General features: G+C 67.7%; 20 protein-coding genes and 2 pseudogenes. 14 read left to right on the top strand and 8 right to left on the bottom strand.

Going from position 1 to position 21,765, the window contains the following annotated elements; translation table 11 throughout:
• The first annotated feature begins 104 nt into the window (after positions 1-104).
• The 6 genes from pal (at position 105) to ACH13J_RS12015 (ending at position 6,096) form a co-directional block, all read left to right on the top strand.
• Entirely contained in the window at positions 105-599 is a 495-nt protein-coding gene (gene pal, locus ACH13J_RS12040) for a peptidoglycan-associated lipoprotein Pal (protein WP_397543579.1), read from the top strand.
• Between the two features lie 13 nt (positions 600-612).
• Complete coding sequence (gene ybgF / locus ACH13J_RS12035; RefSeq protein WP_397543578.1) at positions 613-1,458, top strand: tol-pal system protein YbgF; 846 nt, start codon at positions 613-615, stop codon at positions 1,456-1,458.
• On the top strand, positions 1,455-2,708 hold the full coding sequence (gene tilS / locus ACH13J_RS12030; protein ID WP_397543577.1) for a tRNA lysidine(34) synthetase TilS: 1,254 nt from the start codon (positions 1,455-1,457) through the stop codon (positions 2,706-2,708). Before ybgF ends, tilS begins: the two co-directional genes overlap by 4 nt.
• A 77-nt stretch (positions 2,709-2,785) precedes the next feature.
• Positions 2,786-4,711 (top strand): ATP-dependent zinc metalloprotease FtsH, encoded by a 1,926-nt coding sequence (gene ftsH / locus ACH13J_RS12025; RefSeq protein WP_397543576.1) that lies wholly within the window; start codon positions 2,786-2,788, stop codon positions 4,709-4,711.
• Between the two features lie 62 nt (positions 4,712-4,773).
• Complete coding sequence (locus tag ACH13J_RS12020) at positions 4,774-5,493, top strand: methyltransferase domain-containing protein (RefSeq protein ID WP_397543591.1); 720 nt, start codon at positions 4,774-4,776, stop codon at positions 5,491-5,493.
• A 96-nt stretch (positions 5,494-5,589) separates the two neighbouring features.
• Positions 5,590-6,096: a L,D-transpeptidase family protein gene (locus tag ACH13J_RS12015; protein ID WP_397543575.1), complete on the top strand. Its 507-nt coding sequence runs from the start codon at positions 5,590-5,592 to the stop codon at positions 6,094-6,096.
• Positions 6,097-6,196: 100 nt separating this feature from the next.
• On the opposite strand, the gene ACH13J_RS12010 is transcribed toward ACH13J_RS12015, so the two are convergent.
• Positions 6,197-6,847 (bottom strand): YggS family pyridoxal phosphate-dependent enzyme, encoded by a 651-nt coding sequence (locus tag ACH13J_RS12010; RefSeq protein WP_397543574.1) that lies wholly within the window; start codon positions 6,845-6,847, stop codon positions 6,197-6,199.
• Positions 6,848-7,019: 172 nt separating this feature from the next.
• On the opposite strand from ACH13J_RS12010, the gene ACH13J_RS12005 reads away from it, so the two are divergent.
• Positions 7,020-7,487: a DUF3576 domain-containing protein gene (locus ACH13J_RS12005; RefSeq protein ID WP_397543573.1), complete on the top strand. Its 468-nt coding sequence runs from the start codon at positions 7,020-7,022 to the stop codon at positions 7,485-7,487.
• Positions 7,488-7,496: 9 nt separating this feature from the next.
• Here the strand turns inward: ACH13J_RS12005 and ACH13J_RS12000 are convergent, their stop codons facing one another.
• Complete coding sequence (locus ACH13J_RS12000) at positions 7,497-8,747, bottom strand: glycosyltransferase (protein ID WP_397543572.1); 1,251 nt, start codon at positions 8,745-8,747, stop codon at positions 7,497-7,499.
• Positions 8,748-8,897: 150 nt separating this feature from the next.
• Between ACH13J_RS12000 and leuS the strand changes: the two genes are divergently transcribed.
• The 4 genes from leuS (at position 8,898) to ACH13J_RS11980 (ending at position 13,388) form a co-directional block, all read left to right on the top strand.
• Positions 8,898-11,456 (top strand): leucine--tRNA ligase, encoded by a 2,559-nt coding sequence (gene leuS / locus ACH13J_RS11995; RefSeq protein ID WP_397543571.1) that lies wholly within the window; start codon positions 8,898-8,900, stop codon positions 11,454-11,456.
• A complete protein-coding gene (lptE, locus tag ACH13J_RS11990; protein ID WP_397543570.1) occupies positions 11,443-11,931 on the top strand; it encodes an LPS assembly lipoprotein LptE in 489 nt (162 codons plus the stop codon). Before leuS ends, lptE begins: the two co-directional genes overlap by 14 nt.
• Complete coding sequence (gene holA, locus ACH13J_RS11985) at positions 11,928-12,953, top strand: DNA polymerase III subunit delta (RefSeq protein WP_397543569.1); 1,026 nt, start codon at positions 11,928-11,930, stop codon at positions 12,951-12,953. The genes lptE and holA overlap by 4 nt, the downstream gene beginning before the upstream one ends.
• A gap of 105 nt (positions 12,954-13,058) precedes the next feature.
• A complete protein-coding gene (locus ACH13J_RS11980) occupies positions 13,059-13,388 on the top strand; it encodes an HNH endonuclease (protein WP_397543568.1) in 330 nt (109 codons plus the stop codon).
• 3 nt (positions 13,389-13,391) lie between these two features.
• Here ACH13J_RS11980 and arsC read toward each other — a convergent pair whose 3' ends face one another.
• From arsC to ACH13J_RS11960, 4 genes and pseudogenes are all read right to left on the bottom strand, one after another.
• Positions 13,392-13,739 carry an arsenate reductase (glutaredoxin) gene (arsC, locus tag ACH13J_RS11975; RefSeq protein ID WP_397543590.1) on the bottom strand — a complete coding sequence of 116 codons (348 nt, stop codon included), beginning with the start codon at positions 13,737-13,739 and terminating at the stop codon, positions 13,392-13,394.
• Complete coding sequence (locus tag ACH13J_RS11970) at positions 13,730-14,788, bottom strand: quinone-dependent dihydroorotate dehydrogenase (protein WP_397543567.1); 1,059 nt, start codon at positions 14,786-14,788, stop codon at positions 13,730-13,732. The genes arsC and ACH13J_RS11970 overlap by 10 nt, the downstream gene beginning before the upstream one ends.
• Positions 14,785-15,141: a DUF1330 domain-containing protein gene (locus tag ACH13J_RS11965; RefSeq protein WP_397543589.1), complete on the bottom strand. Its 357-nt coding sequence runs from the start codon at positions 15,139-15,141 to the stop codon at positions 14,785-14,787. Before ACH13J_RS11965 ends, ACH13J_RS11970 begins: the two co-directional genes overlap by 4 nt.
• Before the next feature lie 72 nt (positions 15,142-15,213).
• Positions 15,214-15,546, bottom strand: a pseudogene (locus ACH13J_RS11960) (DUF952 domain-containing protein); the annotation flags it as partial.
• Between the two features lie 104 nt (positions 15,547-15,650).
• Between ACH13J_RS11960 and ACH13J_RS11955 the strand changes: the two are divergent.
• Complete coding sequence (locus ACH13J_RS11955) at positions 15,651-16,946, top strand: metallophosphoesterase (protein ID WP_397543566.1); 1,296 nt, start codon at positions 15,651-15,653, stop codon at positions 16,944-16,946.
• Positions 16,947-17,022: 76 nt separating this feature from the next.
• Here the strand turns inward: ACH13J_RS11955 and ACH13J_RS11950 are convergent.
• Both ACH13J_RS11950 and ACH13J_RS11945 read right to left on the bottom strand, forming a co-directional pair.
• A pseudogene (locus ACH13J_RS11950) lies at positions 17,023-17,394 on the bottom strand (flavodoxin family protein); the annotation flags it as partial.
• A gap of 38 nt (positions 17,395-17,432) precedes the next feature.
• Complete coding sequence (locus ACH13J_RS11945) at positions 17,433-18,653, bottom strand: glutaredoxin family protein (RefSeq protein WP_397543565.1); 1,221 nt, start codon at positions 18,651-18,653, stop codon at positions 17,433-17,435.
• A gap of 160 nt (positions 18,654-18,813) precedes the next feature.
• On the opposite strand from ACH13J_RS11945, the gene ACH13J_RS11940 reads away from it, so the two are divergent.
• Both ACH13J_RS11940 and ACH13J_RS11935 read left to right on the top strand, forming a co-directional pair.
• Positions 18,814-20,007 carry a methyltransferase gene (locus ACH13J_RS11940; RefSeq protein WP_397543564.1) on the top strand — a complete coding sequence of 398 codons (1,194 nt, stop codon included), beginning with the start codon at positions 18,814-18,816 and terminating at the stop codon, positions 20,005-20,007.
• 89 nt (positions 20,008-20,096) lie between these two features.
• A complete protein-coding gene (locus tag ACH13J_RS11935; RefSeq protein ID WP_397543563.1) occupies positions 20,097-21,731 on the top strand; it encodes a hypothetical protein in 1,635 nt (544 codons plus the stop codon).
• Positions 21,732-21,765 lie beyond the last annotated feature (34 nt).

Genomic DNA, 21,765 nt, shown 5'->3' with positions numbered 1-21,765 from the left:
CCGCGCGCGTTCCAAACCGCGGTCGGCTGTGGTAAGAAAGGGCCAAGACCAGGGTAAACATTGGCCACAACGTGACAAGACACAGAGGCATCAAGGGCAACGACATGACCAATCTGAGCAAGCTCATCATAATGACCGCCGCGCTTTCGCTGGCGGCGTGCAGTAATTCGGCCCGGTTCGGCAATGACGCGGGCGCGGCCAGCAGCGCGTCGGCCGCCGCTGGCGACCCGTCCTCGCCGGTTTACTTCCAGGAGGCCGTGGGCGATCGCGTCCTGTTCGAGGTGGACCAGTCCACCCTGACGTCGTCCGCGCGCGCCACGCTGGATCAGCAGGCGGAGTGGCTGATGACCAATTCCGACTATAACGCCGTGATCGAGGGCCACGCCGACGAGCGGGGCACCCGGGAGTACAACCTCGCCCTCGGGGCGCGCCGGGCGAACTCCGTGCAGGAATACCTCGTCAGCCAGGGGGTGGCTGCCAGCCGGCTGGAGATCGTCTCCTACGGCAAGGAGCGCCCGATCGAGATCTGCAGCGAGGAAAGCTGTTATTCGCGCAACCGCCGCGCAGTGACCGTGATCTCCGCCGGTCCCACGAGCTAGGGAGATGCCGCCAATGCGCCGCTTCGTGCTGGGAATATGTGTCGTGATGGCCGGTCTGGCCGGCGCCGCCGCGGCGCAAGGCGACCGCGAGTCGACGCTGGCCGACATCCGGCAGGAAATGTCGGTGCTCCATGTCGAGCTGCAGAAGCTCAAGCGGGAGCTCAGCACCACCGGCGGGGCAAAGAACCTCGTGGCCGGGGGCTCGGTGATCGAACGCGTTTCGGCGATCGAGAGTGAACTCCAGCGGCTCACGGCCAAGACCGAGGAGCTGCAGCACCGTATCGACCGGATCGTGCGTGATGGCACCAACAGGCTGGGCGATCTGGAGTTCCGGCTGTGCGAACTGGAAAGCGATTGCGACATCGCGCAACTGGACGAGGGCACGACACTGGGCGGCGAGACCGCCGCGGCGGGCGCTGGGATGGCGGCCGTCACCACCCCGGCGGACGACCCCGGCACCGACGGGGCGCAGCTGGCCATCAGCGAACAGGACGATTTCGACGCCGCGCAAAAGGCGCTCGACCAGGGCGATTACGCGACCGCGGCCGACCTTTTCGCGCGTTTCCGGCAGGACTACCCCGCAAGCCCGCTCGAAGCGAAGGCCCGGTTGAAACGGGGCGAGGCACTGGAAGCGGCGGGTATGACCTCCAAGGCGGCGCGCGTGTACCTGGACACGTTCAGCGCGGCCCCGAACGGGGCGCAAGCACCGGTGGCGCTTTACCGTGTGGGCCGGGCCCTGGGACGGCTTGGCAAGACCGAGGATGCCTGCACCACGCTGGCCGAGGTCGGGTACCGGTTTCCCGGGGGGCAACCCGCGCAGCAGGCACGTGAAGAAATGCAGCGCCTGGGCTGCCAGTGACGCGCCCGCCCATGGGCCTCGACGGCCGGATCGAAGCTTTTTTCGGGGAACACCCGCCCGCGATCCTTGGCGTTGCCGTGTCGGGCGGCAGCGACTCGCTGGCGCTGCTGGTGCTTCTTGACGAGTGGCGCGGGATCGGCGGCCCGGCACTTCACGCCGTCACGGTCGATCACGGCCTGCGTGCCGAGGCCGCGGCAGAAGCCGACGCGGTCGCGCGTGTCTGCAAGGCGCGGGGCATTCCGCATTCCACGCTGCGGTGGCATGGCTGGGACGGGCACGGAAACCTGCAGGACCGTGCGCGCCGCGCGCGCTATGATCTCATGGCGCGGTGGGCGCGCGAAACCGGCATCGCGTGTATCGCGGTTGCCCACACCATGGACGATCAGGCCGAAACCTTTCTGATGCGTCTGGCGCGGGCGGCAGGTGTCGACGGGCTATCTGCCATGGCGGCATGTTGGGAACACGCCGGCGTGACCTTCGCAAGGCCGGTTCTGGATGCCGGGCGCGACGAATTGCGGGCGGTGCTCGAGGATCGCGGTCTTTGCTGGGCGGAGGACCCGACGAACGCGGACGAGGCTTTCGAGCGCGTCCGGGCGCGGGCGGCGCTGACGGCGCTCGCGCCTCTGGGGATCGATGCGGCAACGCTGTCGTCGGTTGCCGGTCACATGGCGGACGCGCGCGAAGCGCTGGACATGCAGATGGCCGATGTCGCCCGGCGTATCGCACGCATCGAACTCGGCGACGTGTTGATCGACCGCGGCGGGCTTGCCGCGCTGCCGGCCGAGATCGCCCGCAGGCTGCTCCGCGAGGTTCTGATGTGGATCAGCGGGGCCGACTACCCGCCGCGCGGTGCGGCCCTGTCGCGTGCGCTGGACAGCGTCGCGGGGGGCGACACCCTGACGCTGCAGGGATGCCGCCTGATTTCCCGCCCGTGCAGCGTGCGCGTCACCCGCGAGGAGAGTGCGGTGAGGGGACATTTCGTCCCCGTCGGCGAGATCTGGGACGGACGCTGGCGCCTGCACGGGCCTGCACGGGACGACATGCGCATCGGGCCGTTGGGAAGGGATGGGTTAAGGTATTGTCCAGATAGGAAAAATTCCGTTCTGCCGGCAGCGTCTCTGGCGGCGTCTCCGGCGGTGTGGCGCGGCGATACCCTTCTGGCGGCGCCGCTCGCCAGGTTGGAAAACGGCTGGCAGGCAGAGCTCGTACACCGTGATCGCCACGACTTCGCCGCGCTCGTCGCGCATTGATCCTGCCGGGATGATGGCTATTTAAGACGTTCAAGCCTTGTGGTAGAGCTAGGCGGTCCTTTTCGAGGAGAGCACCCTTGGGTAACGCGAGAAACATAGCCTTCTGGCTGGTCCTCTTTCTTCTGATCCTGGCGCTGTTCAACCTGTTCAGCGGCTCGGGCAACACCCTGCAGAGCCGGCAGATGCCGTATTCGGAATTCGTGCAGGCCGTGCGGGATGACACCGTCAGCAGCGTGACACTGGACGGCGAGACCGTTCGTTTCCGCAGCACGGACGGGCAGGATTACGTGACCGTCAAGCCGGAAGACGCCAAGCTGACAGACATGCTGCTGGAACGCGACATCCCGGTGAGCGCCGAGCCTCAGGAGCAGTCGGGTTTCCAGACCTTCCTCATTTCTCTTCTGCCGTTCCTGCTGCTTATCGGCGTGTGGATCTATTTCATGAACCGGATGCAGGGCGGTGGCCGCGGCGGCGGCGCCATGGGCTTCGGCAAGTCCAAGGCCAAGATGCTGACGGAAAAGCAGGGCCGCGTCACCTTTGACGACGTGGCGGGCATCGACGAGGCCAAGGAAGAGCTGGAGGAGATCGTCGAGTTCCTGCGCAATCCGCAGAAGTTCTCGCGTCTGGGCGGCAAGATCCCCAAGGGCGCGCTGCTCGTTGGCCCTCCGGGCACCGGCAAGACCCTTCTGGCGCGCGCCATCGCGGGCGAGGCCGGCGTGCCGTTCTTCACCATTTCCGGGTCGGATTTCGTCGAGATGTTCGTGGGCGTGGGCGCCAGCCGCGTGCGCGACATGTTCGAACAGGCCAAGAAGAACGCGCCCTGCATCGTGTTCATCGACGAGATCGACGCCGTCGGGCGCCATCGCGGCGCGGGCTACGGCGGCGGCAACGACGAGCGCGAGCAGACGCTCAACCAGCTTCTCGTCGAGATGGACGGCTTCGAATCCAACGAGGGCGTGATCATCATCGCGGCCACGAACCGCAAGGACGTTCTGGACCCTGCCCTGCTGCGGCCGGGCCGTTTCGACCGGCAGATCACCGTGCCCAACCCCGACATCAAGGGGCGCGAGAAGATCCTTGGCGTGCACGCGCGCAAGACGCCGCTCGGCCCTGACGTCGATCTTCGGATCGTGGCGCGCGGCACGCCCGGCTTTTCCGGTGCCGACCTGGCCAACCTCGTCAACGAGGCGGCCCTGATGGCCGCGCGGGTGGGCCGGCGCTTTGTCACCATGGACGATTTCGAGAATGCCAAGGACAAGGTGATGATGGGGGCCGAGCGCCGCTCGATGGTCCTGACCGATGAACAGAAGGAAAAGACCGCCTACCACGAGGCGGGGCACGCGATCGTCGGGCTGTCGCTGCCGAAATGCGATCCGGTCTACAAGGCCACGATCATCCCGCGCGGCGGCGCGCTGGGCATGGTGGTCAGCCTGCCAGAGATCGACCGGCTGAACTGGCACAAGGACGAGTGCGAGCAGAAGCTTGCCATGACCATGGCCGGCAAGGCGGCCGAGATCATCCATTACGGCCCAGAGAATGTCTCGAACGGCCCGGCGGGCGACATCCAGCAGGCCAGCGGACTGGCGCGCGCGATGGTGCTGCGCTGGGGCATGTCCGAGAAGGTCGGTAACGTCGATTACGAGCAGGCGCACGAAGGCTACATGGGCAATGCCGCAGGCGGCTTCTCGGTGTCGGCGCATACCAAGGAGCTGATCGAGGAAGAGGTGAAACGCCTCATCGACGAGGCTTACGAGCGCGCGCACGGCATCCTGACGGAACGCAAGCAGGACTGGGAACGCCTTGCCGAGGGGCTGCTGGAATACGAAACCCTCACCGGCGAGGAGATCAGCCGCGTGATCCGCGGAGAGCCGCCGGAGGACGAGGGAGACGGCGGCGCCCCCGAGAAGGAGGACAAGCCCTCTGTCGCGTCGATCCCCAAGACCAAACCCAAATCCCCGCGCGGGTCTGGTGATGGTGGCCTGGAGCCCGAACCCTCGACGTGACGACCGTATCACGCAGCAATGACTGGAACCCGGGCGCCTATGCCCGGTTCCACGATTTGCGGATGCGCCCCGGGCTCGATCTTCTCAACAGTGTCAGCCAGATGGGCACGGGAGAGGTGTATGACCTGGGGTGCGGCAACGGCGCCATGGGCGACGCTCTCAGGGCGCGCGCCGGCGGGCGCGAGATCATCGGCGTGGACGCGTCTCCGGCGATGCTGGAAAAGGCGCGGCAGACCCACGCCTACGGCAAGCTGCAGCAGGTCGACATTCGCGACTGGTACCCGGCGGGCAAGCCGGGCCTGATCTTTTCCAACGCCGTGCTGCACTGGGTGGGCGATCACGAGAAACTGATGCCGCGCCTCGCCTCGCTTCTGGGCAAGGGCGGCACGCTGGCCGTGCAGATGCCCCACCAGAACAAGGCGCCATCGCACCGCGTGTGGCTGAGCCTGGCGCAGGAGCTTTTTCCCGGCCGGGTCGGCAAGATGGGCACACCCGGCGTGATGGCCCCGGTCTGCTACGAGGAGCTGCTGGCGGGCAAGGGGCAGTTCCGCCTGTGGGAGACAGAGTATTACCAGCGCCTCGTGGCCGAGGGAAACAGCCATCCGGTGCGCCGGTTCACCGAGAGCACTTATGCGCGGCCGGTCCTGCAGGCGCTTGACGAGGCCGAGAAGGGCGAGTTGATCCGACGCTATGAGGAAGTCATGCGCACGGCCTACCCGGTGCGCTCCGACGGTTCGGTTCTTTTCCCCTTCCGCCGCTTGTTCTTCACGTTGACCGTCTGAGGTGCATCGACGGTATCGTGGGAACATGTGGCGCGCGCGACCGCCGCGACGCCATGACGGCTTCAACCGAGGCCTGGATTCGGGCATCAAGGCGGCATGACACCGCGCGACCTCGTTCTGACGCCCAAGGGCCTGCGTTTCAGGGGCCAGTGTTTTCCGTGCAGCATCGGGCGCGCGGGGGTCAGCACGGCAAAGCGCGAAGGGGACGGCGCAACGCCTGCGGGTGTCCACAGGATCGTGGAATTGCTCTATCGGCCGGACCGGATGGCGCGACCGGCGGCATGGGCCCGGCCCATCGGACCGGGCGACCTGTGGTCCGACGATCCGGAGCGGCCGGACTACAACAGCCGCGTGTCGCGTCCCCATGACGGGTCGCACGAGGTGTTGCGACGGGCGGACCCGCTCTATGACCTCGTGCTGGTCACGGACTGGAACCGGCCACCGGCCGTGCCATATGCCGGGTCCTGCATATTCGTGCACACATGGCGGCGGCCGCGATATCCCACGGCCGGCTGTATCGCGCTGCGCAGGGACCGGCTGCGCGCGCTCGCGCGGCTCATCCGGCCGGGCACGCGGCTGATCGTGCGGCCCGCGGGGCGCTGACCCGCGGGATCAGGCCGTGCACTTGCGGGGCGCCGCCACCTGCGGGGGAAATGCCGCCCGGTTAACTCCGCGCGGCGATCCATTGCCTTGACGGGGGCAATCAGTACGCGCGCTCACCGAAGATCGCGCTGCCCACCCGCACATGCGTGGCGCCGAGCGCGATCGCCGTCTCGAAGTCCCCGCTCATTCCCATCGACAGCAGATCCAGGCCGTTGCGCGCGGCGATCTTGGCCAGCAACGCGAAGTGCAGGCTCGCCTCCTCGTCCACGGGGGGGATGCACATCAGGCCGCGCACCGGCAGATCGAGCCCGCGGCACTCTGCCACGAAGGCGTCCGCCTCCGGAGGAAGCACGCCGGCCTTCTGCTCTTCCTCGCCCGTGTTGACCTGGATGAACAGATCCGGGCAATGGCCCTCTTCCTGTGCCAGGCGCGCGATGGTGCGGGCAAGCTTGGGCCGGTCGACGGTATGGATCGCGTCGAAGAGGCCAAACGCCTGCCGCGCCTTGTTGGTTTGAAGCGGGCCGACGAGATGCAGCCTTATGCCCTCGTAGCGTTCGCGGTAGGCGGGCCACCTGCCTGCCGCCTCCTGCACGCGGTTTTCGCCAAAAACACGGTGCCCGGCTTCCAGCACAGCCTCGATCCGGTCCTCGGGCTGCTTCTTGGACACCGCGACCAGCGTCACGCTGCCCTCGGGGCGGCCGGCCTCTTTCTCTGCTGCCCTGATGCGGGCCGTGATGTCTGAAAGGCTCAAGGGATCGATCCTTGTTGTGTTGTTTTCACGGTCTTTGCCACAGGCCCGCGGCGCTTCACAATCCCTTGCCGGGCGGAGCATGGCCTGCAGCGGGTAAACTCCTTGCCCCGTCCGCTGCTGTTGGATAGTAGGGGAGAAACAGTCACGGGCGGCGAAAATGATCCAACTCCGTATGAAGACAGCTTTTATCGCGCTGCTTTGCGCGGGCTTCACCGCGTCCTGCGGAGCGTTTCAGGATACAACGGTCCGTGAAGAGGCCTTCGAGGTCGAATCCGGCCCCGACGTGACCACCCCCGTCGATGATGGGTCGAGCCTTTTCGACCTGTTCAAGGACGGGGGCGCGCAGGTCAAGGTGAACCGCTACCTCTGGAACGCCTCGCTGCAGACGCTCGATTTCCTCCCGGTCCAGAGCGCGGACCCCTTCACCGGCGTGATCAGCACCGGCTATGGTCGGCCTCCGGGCGGCGGGACGGCCTATCGCGCGACGATCCTGATCAGTGACCCGGCGCTTGATGCCCGTTCGCTCAACGTGGCCCTGCAAACCCGGAGGGGACCCGTGTCCAAGGAAACGCAGCGCGCGGTCGAAAACGCGATCCTGTCGCGCGCGCGGCAGTTGCGGGTCAAGGCCAAGGGTTTCTGAACGCGGCGGTCAAACCGACCGCGGCAGGCGTGACAGCGCGTCGATCCATTCCAGCTGCCTTGGCAGGCAGACCGTTTCCAGATCGTAGGCGCTGACCATTTGCCGCCGGGCGGCCGTGCCGAGGGCGGCGCGCTCCTCGGGATCTTCCAGCAACCGGCAAACGGCGCCCACCAGCGCGTCACGGTCGAAGAAATCCACCAGCCGGCCCGTATCGCCGTCGCGAATCACCTCGCGCACGGGGGCCGTGTCGCTGGCCACCACCGCAGCGCCGCAACTCATCGCCTCCAGCAGGCTCCAGCTGAGCACGAAGGGATAGGTCAGGTAAACGTGCACGCGACTGACGCGCAGTAGCGACAGGAAATCCGAGTAGGGAATCCGCCCCAGGAAATGAACGCGCGCCCAGTCCCTGTCAGGGATGTGGCCGCGCACCTCGTCGATGAACACCTGCTTCCACGTCTGTCCCTTTGGCGGCCGCGCGCCATAGCTCACCTCGTCCCCGCCGACGATCAGCACCCTTGCCACGGGCCGTTCGGCAAGGAGCCGGGGCAGGGCGCGCATGAAGACATGGTAGCCGCGATAGGGTTCGAGGTTGCGATTGACGAACGTGATCACCTCGTCATCGCGGCTGACCTCCGGCCCGTCGTCGATACGCAGCCGTGCCTGCGCGTCGGGGCGCGCAACGCGCGTGTCGATACCGTCATGGCAGACGGTGATTCTGCCGCGGAAATCATCGGGAAAGGTATCTGCCTGGAAACGCGTCGGGCTGATGCCGGCATCAGCGTCGGGGAAATGCAGGTGGTTGTTGAGGTTCTTGAGCCTTATACGCAGGGGGTGCGTTTCCGGGTCGCCCTGCTCGAACTCGGGGTCGAAGTTCAGATGCGGGTAATCGGCACGGTGGTAGAGTTCGCAGTAGAGCCCCAGGCGCGCCGCGGGCCAGACATCGTGCAGGAACATCGATTCGCCCCACCCGGGATGCGCAAGGATGATATCAGGGCTGAAGCCCTGCGCGCGCAGCTTGCGCGCGGCCAGAAAACAGGCATGCCCGCGCGTCACCTTGGTGTCCAGATCGACCAGCCACGGATGCACCTTCTGCCCGGAACGTTCCGGCAGTGCATAGGGCAGGACCCGGACCCCCTTCCATGTTCTGGGTTCCTTCACGCGCAGGGTCAGCGCGACGCATGTATGCCCCTTTGCCGCCAGAAGCGGCGCCAGATGCTTGTACTGGCCGGGAAAATTCTGGTGAATGAAGAGGATTTTCATGGGTTTCGTCGCCCGCCCGTGGATGGTCCCGTTATAGGCGGGCACCGCCGGGCTGCAAAGCCCGCGCATTTTTCGCGGCACGGACTGGACCACGGGCGCATGTGCGCCTATCACCCGGGAAAACCCCAAGGATGGAAGGACTGGCAGCCGATGTCACGCTACTCCCCCGCCGAGATCGAGACCAAGTGGCAGGACGCCTGGGAAAAAGCGGGCATTTTCCGGGCGGAGCGCGACGAGGACCGGCCCAAGTACTACGTGCTCGAAATGTTTCCCTATCCGTCGGGCCGTATCCACATGGGCCATGTCCGAAACTACACCATGGGCGACGTGATCGCGCGCCACAAGCTGGCCACTGGCCACAACGTGCTGCATCCCATGGGCTGGGACGCGTTCGGCATGCCGGCCGAGAACGCGGCCATGGCCAGCGGCGGCCATCCCAAGGACTGGACCTATGGCAACATCGCCGACATGCGCGACCAGATGAAGCCGATGGGCCTGTCCATCGACTGGAGCCGCGAATTCGCCACCTGCGACCCGGAATACTACGGCCAGCAGCAGGCGCTGTTCCTCGATTTCCTCGAAAGGGGTCTCGTCTACCGCAAGGAGGCGGTGGTCAACTGGGACCCGGTCGACATGACCGTTCTGGCCAACGAGCAGGTCGAGAACGGCCGCGGCTGGCGCTCGGGCGCACCGGTCGAACGGCGCGAGCTGACGCAGTGGTTCTTCCGCATCTCGGATTTCGCCGAGGACCTGCTGGAGGCGCTGGACGGGCTGGAAAATTGGCCCGCCAAGGTGCGGCTGATGCAGGAAAACTGGATCGGTCGCTCGCGCGGTATCGAGATCGACTTTGAACTGACCGCGCCGACGCACGGTATCGACACGCTGACCTGTTACTCCACCCGACCAGACACGATGCACGGTGCCAGCTTTCTGGCGATCTCGCCGGACCATCCGCTGACCAAGGCGCTCGAGGCCGAGAACCACGAGCTTGCCGCTTTCTGCGCCGAGGCGCGCAAGGGCGCGACGACGGAGGAGGCGCTGGAAAAGGCCGAAAAGCTGGGCTTCGACACGGGGCTGACGGTGCATCATCCGGCCGAGAACCGTGACCTGCCGGTTTGGGTGGGCAATTTCGTGTTGATGGAATACGGAACCGGCGCAGTGTTCGGTTGTCCGGCGCACGATCAGCGCGATCTCGATTTCGCCCGGAAATACGACCTTGCCGTGCGCAATGCCTTCCATCTTCCGGGTGACAGCGCCGAGGTCGGGAACACGGCGCTGGTGCCGCCCAAGGGCGATAAGGTGGTCTACGTTGATCATTTCGCCGGGGTTGGAGAGGCGACCGGTTTCGATGCCATCGAGCGGACGATCGAATGGTTCGAGGCGCAGGGAAAGGGCCGGGGTATGGTCCGTTACCGCCTGCGCGACTGGGGGCTTTCACGCCAACGCTACTGGGGGTGCCCGATCCCCGTGGTGCATTGCGACGCCTGCGGCGTGGTGCCGGAGCGCAAGGAGAACCTGCCTATCCGCCTGCCCGACGATGTGTCCTTCGACCAGCCGGGCAACCCGCTGGACCGCCACCCGACGTGGCGCGACTGCGCCTGCCCGGCCTGCGGGGCGCCGGCCAAGCGCGAGACCGATACGATGGATACCTTCGTGGACAGCTCGTGGTATTACGCGCGCTTCACCGCGCCCCGCGCCGAAACCCCCACGGACATGGCCGCGGCCGAGTACTGGATGAACGTGGACCAGTATATCGGCGGGATCGAGCACGCGATCCTGCACCTGCTCTATTCCCGCTTCTTCGCCCGGGCCATGCACGTCTGCGGCCACCTGCCGGAAAAATCGCGCGAGCCTTTCGACGCGCTCTTTACCCAAGGCATGGTGACTCACGCGATCTTTGCCAGCCGCGACGAGAACGGTCGCCCCGTCTATCACTTCCCCGACGAGGTGGAGGAGCGTGACGGCCGGCACGTTCTGAAACCGACCGGTGAGGAGGTGGAGATCATCCCCTCGGCCAAGATGTCGAAGTCGAAGAAGAACGTGGTCGACCCCTCGACCATCATCGCGCAATACGGGGCCGACACTGCCCGCTGGTTCGTCCTGTCCGACAGCCCGCCGGAGCGCGACGTGGAGTGGACCGCCGCGGGCGCCGAGGCCGCCTACAAGCATCTCTCGCGTGTCTGGCGCATCGTGACCGAGATCGCAGAGAGCACCGAGGCGGCGCACCCCGAGGCCGACGAGGCGCTGCTGCGCGAGATGCACAAGACGATCCACGAGGTCACGGGCGGGGTGGAATCCTTCGGCTTCAACGCCGCGATCGCCAGGCTCTATGCCTTTACAAACACGCTGGCGAAATCGTCCGCGGGGGCACAGGCCAAGCGGCAGGCGGTGACGGCGCTGGTTCAGCTCATGGCGCCGATGACGCCGCACCTGTCGGAAGAGCTGTGGCACCGTCTCGGTCACGAGGGGCTGGTGGCGACGGCCCCGTGGCCGGTGGCGGACGAGTCCAAGCTGGTCGACGAAACCATCACGCTGCCCATCCAGATCAACGGAAAGCGGCGGGCCGAGATCCATGTGCCCAAGGACATGGACAAGGCAGAGGTTGAAAAAGCCGCGCTGGCGCACGATGCTGTCATCAGGTCGCTGGACGGGGCCCAGCCCAAGAAGATCATCGTCGTCCCCGGACGGATCGTGAATGTCGTCGTTTAGCCGCCGCAGTTTCCTACTGTCCGCCGCCGCGCTTGCGGGGTGCGGGTTTTCCCCCGCCTACGGGCCGGGCGGTGCGGCGACGCGGTTGCAGGTCGCGGTGCTCGTCGACTCCCCCGATAGCCGCCCGGGATACCTGTTGACCCGCCGCTTCGAGGAGCGGCTGGGCCGGCCGGACCCCGCGCGTTATGGCCTGTCCTATTCCATAGACATACGCGACAGCGCCATTGCCATCTCTTCCGCCAACGTCATCACGCGCTACAACAAGCTGGGCACCGTGACCTATGCGCTGCGCGACCTCGAAAGCGAAAAGGTGCTGGCGAGCGGCAAGGTCGACAGCTTCACCAGCTTTTCCGCCTCGGGCACGACCGTCGCCACGCAGGCGGCCGACCGCGACGCGGAAGAGCGTCTCATGACCATCCTGACCGACAAGATCATCACGCGCCTGACCGCCGAGGCGGACAGCCTGCCGGCATGAAGCTGTCCCCGCGCGACGCGCCGGCCTATTTCGCCCGGCCCGAGCCCGACAGGGCGGGCCTGTTGATCTACGGCAATGACGCGATGCGCGTGGCGATGCGGCGGCAGGAGGTGATCAAGGCGCTGATCGGTCCCGAAGGCGAGTCAGAGATGCGGCTGACGCGGCTGGCGGCCGGTGACCTGCGGCGCGACCCGGCGATGCTGCCCGACGCGGTCAAGGCGCAGGGGTTCTTTCCCGGCCCGCGCGTCGTATTCGTCGAGGACGCGACGGACACGGTGGCCGCCCCCGTGACGGAGGCGCTAGGTGCCTGGCAGCCGGGCGACGCGCAGCTTGTCGTCACCGCCGGGGCGCTCAAGCCCGGCTCGAAGCTGCGCAAGCTCTTCGAGGGGCACGACAACGCCTATGCCGCCGCGATCTACGACGATCCGCCCTCGCGGGCCGAGATCGAGGCGGGTCTCAAGACCGCCGGACTGACCGATCTGACCGATGCCGCGATGCGCGACCTGACCGCGCTTGCACGCGCGCTCGACCCCGGCGATTTCCGCCAGACCCTTGAAAAGCTCGCGCTTTACAAGCTGGACGATGCGGCGCCCGTCGGCCCCGATGACATCGCCGCCTGCGCGCCGGGCACATCCGAGGCCGCGCTCGACGACGTGCTGCACATCGTGGCCGAGGCGCGCCCGGGCGAGATCGGGCCGGTGATGAAACGGCTGCGCGCGCAGGGGGTGCAGCCGGTCAGCCTGTGCATGGCCGCCGCACGCCATTTCCGCATCCTCTATGCCGCCGCCGCCGATCCGGAGGGGCCGGCCAAGGGCATCGCCCGGGTGCGTCCGCCGGTCTTCGGCCCCCGCCGCGACCGGATGCAACGGCAGGCGCAGAGCTGGGGCGCGGCAAGGCTGGAGCAGGCGGTGACCCTGCTGACCGATACCGACCTCAGGCTGCGCTCGGCCGGGCGGACGGCGCCGGACATGGCGCTGGTGGAGCGTGCGCTGATCCGGCTGGCGATGATGAACCGGCGGTAAGCCGCGATACGCCGCCCGTGACGCAGGTAACGCGTTTCCGCGGGCCGGGTCTTGCCGCGGGTTCTGAATGTCACATCTTCCGGCCGGGCAGGGGATGCGAAAGACATGGGCGATTGGCACAAAGATAGCTCCGGACCGGCCGCGGGCGACCCGGTCTGCCCGCTTTGCGGGCGGCCGATCCCGCCGGAGGCGCGGCAGAGCCTGCACCACCTCGTGCCGAAGCTGAAGGGTGGCGGAGGCGGGCCTGTGGTGCGGTTGCACCAGATCTGCCACAACGAGATCCACGCCACGCTGACCGAGGCCGAGCTGGCGCGTGATTACAATACCGTCGCGGCGCTGAAGGCGCATCCGCGGCTGTCGAAGTTCATCCGCTGGGTGCGCAAGCGGCCGCCGGGCTTCCACTCGAAAACGCCGGGTCCGCGGCGCGGGCGGTGACGCTCAGGTCAGCTCGGCCACGCGCTCCGGCGGCCGGGCGATCACCGCGCGCCCGCCAGCAAAGACCACGGGTCGCTCGATCAATCTGGGGTTCTCTGCCATGGCTCGAAGCAGGATCGTGTCGTCGTCCGTCAGCGAAAGGCCCATCTCCTTGAAGCGCGGTTCGCACGGGCGGATCATCTCAGCCGCCGGCAGGCCGAGCGCGGCCTGCGCGGCCTCCAGCTCGGCCAGGCTGGGCTGGTCGTCGAGGTAGCGGCGCACTGTCACCGCGGCGCCGCCTTCCTCCAGCAGGGTGAGCGCCCGGCGGGATTTCGAGCATCGCGGGTTGTGCCAGATCACGGTCACAGCCAGTCCTCCTTTCCCGTGCCGACGGCTTGCGCCACCGTGGCGTGGCCGTCGCGTTCCAGCAGCCGGTCCAGCCCGCGCGCGATGCGCCCTGCCAGCGACAGCCCGTCATAGACCAGCGCCGAGTAGAGCTGCACCGCGCTGGCGCCCGCGCGGATCTTGGCATATGCGTCCTCGGCCGAGGCCACGCCGCCCACGCCGATGAGGGGCATGGTGCCGTCGGTCAGCTGCGCGAGCCGGGCGAGCACGCGGGTGGAGCGCTCGAAGAGCGGCCGGCCGGACAGGCCGCCGGCCTGGTCCCGCGCGGGGTCCTCCAGCCCGTTGCGCGACAGCGTGGTGTTCGTGGCGATGATGCCGTCGAGCGCGCTGGCGCAGGCGACCCCGGCGATTTCGGCCAGCTCCGTGTCGGAGAGGTCCGGCGCGATCTTCAGGAAGATGGGGAGGGGACGGGCCAGCCTGTCACGCGCGGCCATAACGCCGGCCAGCAGCCGCTCCAGCGCCACGGCGCCCTGCAGGTCGCGCAAGCGTTCCGTGTTGGGGCTGGAGACATTGATGGTGGCGAAATCAAGGTGCGGGCTGCACCGGGCAAGCACCTGCGCGAAATCGTCCGCGCGGTCGGCGCTGTCCTTGTTCGCGCCGAGGTTGAGGCCGATCACCGCGTCGCGGGGGCGGTCGGCCAGCCGCGCGGCCACGGCCTCCATGCCGTCATTGTTGAAGCCGAACCGGTTGATCACGGCACGGTCGGCGCGCAGCCGAAAGAGGCGCGGGCGGGGGTTGCCGGGCTGGGGTCGCGGTGTAACGGCACCCACCTCGATGAAGCCGAAGCCCGCGCGGGCCAGCGGCGCGAGCGCCACGGCGTTCTTGTCGAAGCCCGCGGCGAGCCCCACCGGGTTGGGCAATTCCAGCCCCGCCACCGAGCAACGCAGGCGCGGCGATGTGACCGGGCCGGGCAGTGGCACGAGCCCCAGCCGCAGGGCGCGCAACGCCGCGCCGTGCGCGGTTTCGGGGTCCAGCCTTTGCAGGAGGCCGAGCCCGGCGCGCTCGAGCAGGTTCATGCGAAGGCTCCGCCCGGCGCGGCCGGCTGGCAGCGGATCAGCCGCGAGGTGCGCACCGCCGCCTGCCTGTGGATGACGGCCTGCCGGTAGGCGGGGTCGGTCACCATGTCGAGGAAAGCGTGGGTGGACGGGTAGCGGGCGATGAAGAGGTGGTCCCAGGTCTCGGTCATCGGGCCGATCAGCATGGCCTGCATATCGCCACGCCAGACGATTTCTGCGCCGATGCGGGCGAGAATGGGCGCCGTTTCCTCGCCGTAGCGGTGATAGGCCTCGGCGCCGGTCAGCCCGGCACCGGACAGCGCGTGCCCGGCCGGGTAGGCGGCGCTGTCGCCCAACGCGACGAGGTTGAGCATGTCGATCGGCCCGTCGCGGTCGAACCCCTTGAACTGCTCAAACTGCGGGCGGGCGGGATCGACATGACCGACGAGATCCTCGGGGAAGACATGCACGCCGCCGACTCGGGGCAGCGGCTCGATCCGCGCCACGTCGGAAAGGCGCAGTTCGCGGTAGAGATGTGGAAAGAGCGCCCCGCCGCGCGATGGCTCCCACTTCAGCGCGTCGCCGAGGTCATCGGCCCGGACCCCGACCAGGAACAGCCCGTCCTCGCCGGCGAAGTGCTTTGCCGCCGTGTCCGGGGCCTGCCCTGGCGTGGAGAAATGGATGAACCCGTCGGCGATATCCACCGGCGCGCCCCGCGTGACGCCCGCGCTGCGCAGCGCCGCCCATTCATCGGCCCGGAAAATCTTGACGATCAGCATGGGCCGGGTGATGCCCCGCCCACCCGGTGCGGTCAAGCGCGAAGGCTTTGACGGCCTGTCACATCGCCATGCAACACTGTCCCGGCCGTGAGGGGAGACATGCCATGAAGCTTCGCCTTGTTATTGCCGCCACGCTCGGTCTGAGTGCCGGGCCGGCATTTGCCGATGATCGGCTGGTTATCCTGCATACCAACGATTTCCATGCGCGATTCGAACCGGTTGACCGGTTCGGGGCGGCCTGCACGGAGGAGGGCCGCGCAGCCGGTCGCTGCTACGGCGGTGCGGCGCGGTTGACCACGGCGATCAGGGCGGCGCGACAGCGGTTCGCGAACACGGTGTTGCTGGATGGCGGCGACCAGTTCCAGGGGTCGCTGTTCTACACGGTCCACAAGGGCGGCCTTGCCGCAGAGATGATGAACCGTCTTGGGTATGACGCCATGGCGGTCGGCAATCACGAGTTCGATGACGGGCCTGCCGCGCTGCGTGATTTCGTCAATGCCGCCAAGTTTCCCGTGCTGTCGGTCAATGTGGACGTGGGCAACGCGCCGCAACTCGACGGCCTTTTGCGCAAGTCGGCGGTGATCATGCGCGGGGGCCGCCGAATCGGTCTGATCGGGCTCACGCCGGAGGATACCGCGGGGTCGTCCAGCCCCGGACCCGGCGTCACCTTCGGCGATCCCGTCGCCGCGGTTCGGGCCGAGGTCGACCGGCTGACCGCGGCGGGCGTGAAGCGAATCGTCGTGCTCAGCCATTCGGGCTACGAGATCGACAAGCGCATCGCGCGCGAGACGTCCGGCGTGGACGTCATCGTGGGCGGGCACAGCCACACGCCGCTCGGCGAGGATGTGCCGTGGTCGGCGGGTCCCTATCCCACGATGGTGGGCGATACGGCCGTTGTGCAGGCGTATGCCTATGGCGTTTTCCTCGGCGTGCTCAGTGTTGCCTTCGACGCGGCCGGACGTGTCACCGCGGCTTCGGGCGGGCCGGTCTTGCTGGATTCCACGGTCGCGGCAGACGCGGCTGTGCAGGCGAGGATCGAGCAGGCGGCGCAGCCGCTGAAAGAGGTCCGCGGCCGGGTGGTGGCAGAGGCCGCCGCGCCGGTGGCGGGCGGGGCGCTCGCCTGCCGCAGCGGCGAATGCCAGATGGGAACTCTCGTGGCCGACGCGATGCTGGACCGCGTCCGCGGACAGGGGATCGACGTGGCGTTGCAGAACGGCGGCGGCCTGACACGGACGGGCGGATCCGGCTGGTCGCGGACTAGGATGCGGCCCCGCTGGTGCTGGCTGCCCCCGCCCGCCAGCGCCGGGCTGTTGCCGCGATGCGCGCGCCGTACCTGCGGGCGGTGCCGAGGTCATCGGCCCCGATCATGCATGACTTGTCGCGCGAGGAGGTTGCCATGAGCCCCAGCCAGCTGCCGCAGCTGTTGACGCCGGGCCGTTCGGGATGGACGGGCGCGCCGATCTCGGCGGGACCGACCCAGACCATTCCCATCTGCGCGGCGTAGACCGCGAGCCGGACAAGCGTGGAGAGCTTGTCCCCCGAGGGATAGGTGGCCACGGTGAATCCGCCCGCGATCTTGTCCTGCCACAGCAGGTCCGGCCAACGGTCGGAGGCCTGTTCAAGAAACCGGTCGAAGCCTGCGGCAGAGGAGCCCATGTAGGTGGGCGTGCCAAAAAGGATCGCGTCAGCCGTGTCGAGCGCCTGCCAATCGTCGTCCTGCATGGTCTCGACGTCGATCAGCCGCGCCTGTTCCGCGCCCTCTGCCACGGCCCGGGCCAGAACGCGGGTATGGCCGTTGCCGGTGAAATAGGGGATCGCGATACGCGGCGTGTCCGGTGTCCGTGTCATGCTGTGCAGGCTGCGCGGGTTTTGCCCGGATGGCAAGCCTAGCCCAGCAGGTCAGGCCGCAGGATCATCACCGCCCCGAGCGCCAGCAGGACCACGCCACCCAGCAGGTGCGACACCCGCGAGTAGCGCCCGGAGGCGGCTGCCGCCCGGAGCGTGACCATGGCCACCACGAATATCGCCGCGTCATCGAACAGGAATACCGACAGGTACAGCGCGATATAGGCGTAGTAGGTGCCGGCCGGCAACGCGTGCATCGACAGGATCTGGGTGTAGACGGCCGGCACGCCGGCAGAGCATACCAGCTCGACAAGGTTGACGGCGATCGCCAGCCCTGCGACGCCAAGGCCGGCCACGGGCAGGCTCGGGCGTTCGATCATCGCGCGAAAGGCCTCGGCGATGGTCTTGCGCCGATGTCCCGGCGTGATCCGGCAGATGCCCTCGGGGTTGGTCCAGTATTCCCGCAGGTAATAGACGCCTGCTCCTATCGCCAGCGCGCCGATGGCCAGTCGCAGCCACGCGACGGCGCCGAGCCACAGCACGACATTCAGCCACGCGCTCATCACGGCGAAGTACATCGCCCCTGTCGCGGCGAGAAAAATCACCCCCAGCACCCACATGCGGCGGCTGTCCTCGACCCCCAGCAGCAGGCCGATGAGCAGGGCGAGCACCCACATGGCGCAGGGATTGAACCCGTCGATCGCGCCCAGAACCAACGTCAGGACGGGCAGCGACAGGTCTTGCAGCGAGAGGTCGCCGCCCCATGGCAGCGAGACCGCGACGGGCCGGTCGGGCGGGTCGCCGGCGGCGGTGGCGCGGTGCGTTGTCCCCGCCGTTCCCTCCGCGCGCAGCTTGTCCACAAGGTCGGGGCAGGGGCCGGCCCGGCATGCCGCGATCACCGCGGCGTAACGCTGCGCGGTGGAGGGGCCGGCGAAACCGGTGACGTGGCGGTCACCCACGATGACGAGCGGCACACCCGGCCGTTCTATCCCGAGCGCGTTTACCACGCGTCCGAACAGCGCATTGGCCCGGGCGGAGGGGCCAAGCTCGATCGCGTCGATCACGAGTCCCGGATCGCCGGCAGCAATGTCAGACAACGCGGCGCGGGCCCTTTCGCAGTACGGGCATCCCTCCTGCCAGAAGACATGCACCGTCACGTCCTGCGCCGCGGCCGGAGGGGCAAGCGCCGACAACAACAGGCACAGGGCCAGAAAAAGCGAGCCGAGCATGCGGCGCGGGCATGGCCCGGGGCCATGGGTCATCTGGGGCCTCACGCAAGATCCGCGCATGTTGGTGCGGGGCGTTATACGTGGCCCCGCCACGGCGGAACTTGATGGCGATCAAACCGCGGCGCACGGTTTTGCAATATCCGCCCCGCGCGGTCTACTGTCGCCCGGGAAAGAGTCGCGCCGGGAGATACAGATGGACGCCGTCAAGGACCAGTACGAGGCATTCCCATACCCCGAGCGCGATCCGGCGGATGAAAGCAGGCGGCTGATCACCGGCTCGCCCTCGCTGCCGCAGGAGATCGATCATTTCCTGTTCGGCGGCCAGCGGGACTGGTCGCGCCCGCTGCGCATCCTTGTCGCGGGGGGCGGCACTGGCGATGGGCTGATCCAGCTCACGGCGTTGCTGTCCCGGTACGGCAAGCCCTACAGGGCGACCTATATCGACCTTTCCGCCGCGTCGCGCCGGGTGGCCGAGGCGCGGGCCGCGGCACGCGGACTGGGCGGCATCACCTTCGTCACCGGCAGCCTGCTGGATGCTGCCGACCACGGGCCCTTCGACTACATCGATTGCTGCGGCGTGCTGCACCACCTGCCCGATCCCGCGGCGGGGTTTCGCGCCCTGCGCGCCGCGTTGGCACCGGGGGGCGGCATGGGCTTCATGGTGTACGCGCCCTATGGCCGGTCGGGCGTCTACCCGTTGCAGCAGGCTTTCGCGGCGCTTTTTGGCACGCTGGAGCCACGGGCGCGTCTCGACGCGGCGCGCAGGGTGTATGAAAACCTGCCCGCAGGGCACCCGTTCAAGACCAACCCCAACGTGCATGATCACGAGAACGGCGATGCGGGGTTCTATGACCTGCTGCTGCACACGCAGGACCGCGCCTATGACGTGGCCGGTCTTGTCGAGGTGCTGGATGAAACGGGATGGGCGCTGAGCGGATTCACCGTGCCCGCGCCCTATGACCTGTCCCGTTTCGGGCCGGTGCCGGAAGGCATGAGCGAGGTTCAGAAAATGGCGCTGGCCGAGAAACTCAATGGCACGATCCGCACGCATACCGCCTATGCCGCGCCGAAGGAGGACGCGCCCGCCCCGGCCTCGGGCCGGAACCGGGCGCTGGTGCCGCATCTCAAGGGCGTTCAGGCCGCGCAGCTCGCGCAGGCCGCGGCGAACGGGCATGCCGTGACCGTCAGCGCCGATGGCGTGTCCGCGGCGCTGGAGTTGCCCAAGGGGGCGGCACGCGCCATTGCCGCGATCGACGGGCGGCGCAGCATTGCGGACATCGCGGCGCTGGCCGGCGATGATCCGATCGCCTTCGGCGCCGCCTGGGCCGGCGTCGAGCGCGCGCTCGCGCCGTGGGGGATGCTGCTCTATTCCTCCGTCCTGCGCTGAGGGGCACGGCGGCGAACGGTGCGCGGAAAGCTGTTGATCGCGTTCGCACGGCAGCTAGGCTCGTCGGCAAGTGCGCGACGGGAGGAGCGATGACCGCCGAGGGAACGGTACGGGGATGGATCGACGCGGTCGTCTACGACCTGGGGCGCCAGTTGCGCTGGTCCTTCCTGCCGCCGCTCATGGTCTATTTCGCCTACGGCTTCACCGGGCTGACGCAGATCGTGGGCACGTTCTTCGTCAAGGATTACCTCGACCTGTCTGCCGCGTTTCTTGCCGGGCTCGCCTTCTGGGCGGGGTTGCCGTGGTCGCTGAAGATGCCGCTGGGGCATCTCGTGGACATCATCTGGCGCTGGAAATGGCTGCTGGTCTGGCTGGGGGCGGGATTGTTGGCGCTGAGCGTGCTGATCATGTACCTCGTCATCACCGAGCGCGAGATGATGGAGGCGGTGATGCCCATCAGCTCGTGGTACATCACCAGCTACCTGCTGGCCCCGTGCGGCGTGGTCCTGCAGGACGCGGTGGCCGACGCGATGTCGGTCGAGGCCGTGCCGCGCGTCGATGCCCGGGGTAATCCACTCTCCGAGGAGCAAACCAAGCCGATGCACGTCACCATGCAGACGCTTGGCCGCTTCGCGCTGATTTCCGGCACGGTCGTTGTCGCGGCCGTCAACATCTACATGTTCCGCGGCATAGAGGCCATGGACGAACAGGCCAAGGCCGACATCTATGCCAGCATATACCTCGCCGCGCTGGCGATACCAGTGCTGTCGGTGACGGGGGTAACACTGGCGGGAATCCAGAAATACCTTGCCAAGCGCAGCCTGATACGGCGGGGCATGTCGCGCGCCGAGGCCGAGGCATACACCGCCCTGCCCAACGAGGAGACGCGCGTGAACCCGTGGTATTTTGTCGGCGGGGCGGGGTTTGTGGCGCTGTCGCTCGGGATCGGGCTGGGCGACGTGCCGTTCGGACAGGAAATCATCTTTGCCGGCTCGATGGGGATCGTGGTGCTGCTGATGCGCCAGCTTATACAGGCGTTGCCGCGGGCGCAGGCGCGGACGCTGATCGGCACGGCCATCATCATCTTTGCCTTTCGCGCGGTGCCCCGGCCGGGCGACGGGGTGACATGGTTCAACATAGACGTGCTGGGTTTCGACCAGCAGTTCCTGTCCGTGCTGTCGCTCATCACCTCGGTGCTGGCGCTGGCGGGGATGGTGGTGCTGCGCCCGCTGATGGCGCACCGGTCCATCGTCTATATCGTGATCCTGCTCAGCATCGCCGCAGGGGTGCTGACCTTGCCGAATATCGGGCTGTATTACGGGATTCACGAGCTCACCGCGGCGCTGACCGCGGGGGTGGTCGACGCGCGGTTCATCGCGATCCTCGACACGGCCATAGAGTCGCCGCTCGGCCAGATCGCCATGATCCCCATGCTGGCCTGGATCGCGCGCAACGCGCCCAATCAGCTCAAGGCGACCTTCTTTGCCGTGATGGCCTCGTTCACCAACCTTGCCCTGTCGGCCAGCAGCCTCGGGACGAAGTACCTCAACCAGATATTCACCATCAGCCGCGAGGTGACCGACCCCGAGACCGGGGCCGTGACCACGCCGCAGGATTATTCCGAACTGGGCTGGCTGCTCATCACCGTGGGCGTGCTCACCACGGGGGTGCCGCTGCTGACGGTTGCGATCGTTCAGCGAACCCGGCTGCGCAGCCGGGACTAGTGCCGCGGGGCGCCGCGGGGCCGCTTGACGCACA

It is taken from the genome of Roseovarius salis (genome assembly GCF_044472985.1).
GTDB classification, from domain to species: domain Bacteria; phylum Pseudomonadota; class Alphaproteobacteria; order Rhodobacterales; family Rhodobacteraceae; genus Roseovarius; species Roseovarius salis.
This window is presented reverse-complemented; position numbering and strand designations above follow the sequence as displayed.

Bases quoted from the DNA above. Each gene is read 5' to 3' on its own strand.
- pal (WP_397543579.1), top strand. From the start codon at position 105: ATGACCAATCTGAGCAAGCTCATCATAATGACCGCCGCGCTTTCGCTG.
- ybgF (WP_397543578.1), top strand. From the start codon at position 613: ATGCGCCGCTTCGTGCTGGGAATATGTGTCGTGATGGCCGGTCTGGCC.
- ACH13J_RS12020 (WP_397543591.1), top strand. From the start codon at position 4,774: ATGCGCCCCGGGCTCGATCTTCTCAACAGTGTCAGCCAGATGGGCACG.
- ACH13J_RS12015 (WP_397543575.1), top strand. From the start codon at position 5,590: ATGACACCGCGCGACCTCGTTCTGACGCCCAAGGGCCTGCGTTTCAGG.
- ACH13J_RS12005 (WP_397543573.1), top strand. From the start codon at position 7,020: ATGAAGACAGCTTTTATCGCGCTGCTTTGCGCGGGCTTCACCGCGTCC.
- ACH13J_RS12000 (WP_397543572.1), bottom strand. From the start codon at position 8,747: ATGAAAATCCTCTTCATTCACCAGAATTTTCCCGGCCAGTACAAGCAT.
- leuS (WP_397543571.1), top strand. From the start codon at position 8,898: ATGTCACGCTACTCCCCCGCCGAGATCGAGACCAAGTGGCAGGACGCC.
- lptE (WP_397543570.1), top strand. From the start codon at position 11,443: ATGTCGTCGTTTAGCCGCCGCAGTTTCCTACTGTCCGCCGCCGCGCTT.
- holA (WP_397543569.1), top strand. From the start codon at position 11,928: ATGAAGCTGTCCCCGCGCGACGCGCCGGCCTATTTCGCCCGGCCCGAG.
- ACH13J_RS11980 (WP_397543568.1), top strand. From the start codon at position 13,059: ATGGGCGATTGGCACAAAGATAGCTCCGGACCGGCCGCGGGCGACCCG.
- ACH13J_RS11970 (WP_397543567.1), bottom strand. From the start codon at position 14,788: ATGAACCTGCTCGAGCGCGCCGGGCTCGGCCTCCTGCAAAGGCTGGAC.
- ACH13J_RS11965 (WP_397543589.1), bottom strand. From the start codon at position 15,141: ATGCTCAACCTCGTCGCGTTGGGCGACAGCGCCGCCTACCCGGCCGGG.
- ACH13J_RS11955 (WP_397543566.1), top strand. From the start codon at position 15,651: ATGAAGCTTCGCCTTGTTATTGCCGCCACGCTCGGTCTGAGTGCCGGG.
- ACH13J_RS11945 (WP_397543565.1), bottom strand. From the start codon at position 18,653: ATGACCCATGGCCCCGGGCCATGCCCGCGCCGCATGCTCGGCTCGCTT.
- ACH13J_RS11940 (WP_397543564.1), top strand. From the start codon at position 18,814: ATGGACGCCGTCAAGGACCAGTACGAGGCATTCCCATACCCCGAGCGC.
- ACH13J_RS11935 (WP_397543563.1), top strand. From the start codon at position 20,097: ATGACCGCCGAGGGAACGGTACGGGGATGGATCGACGCGGTCGTCTAC.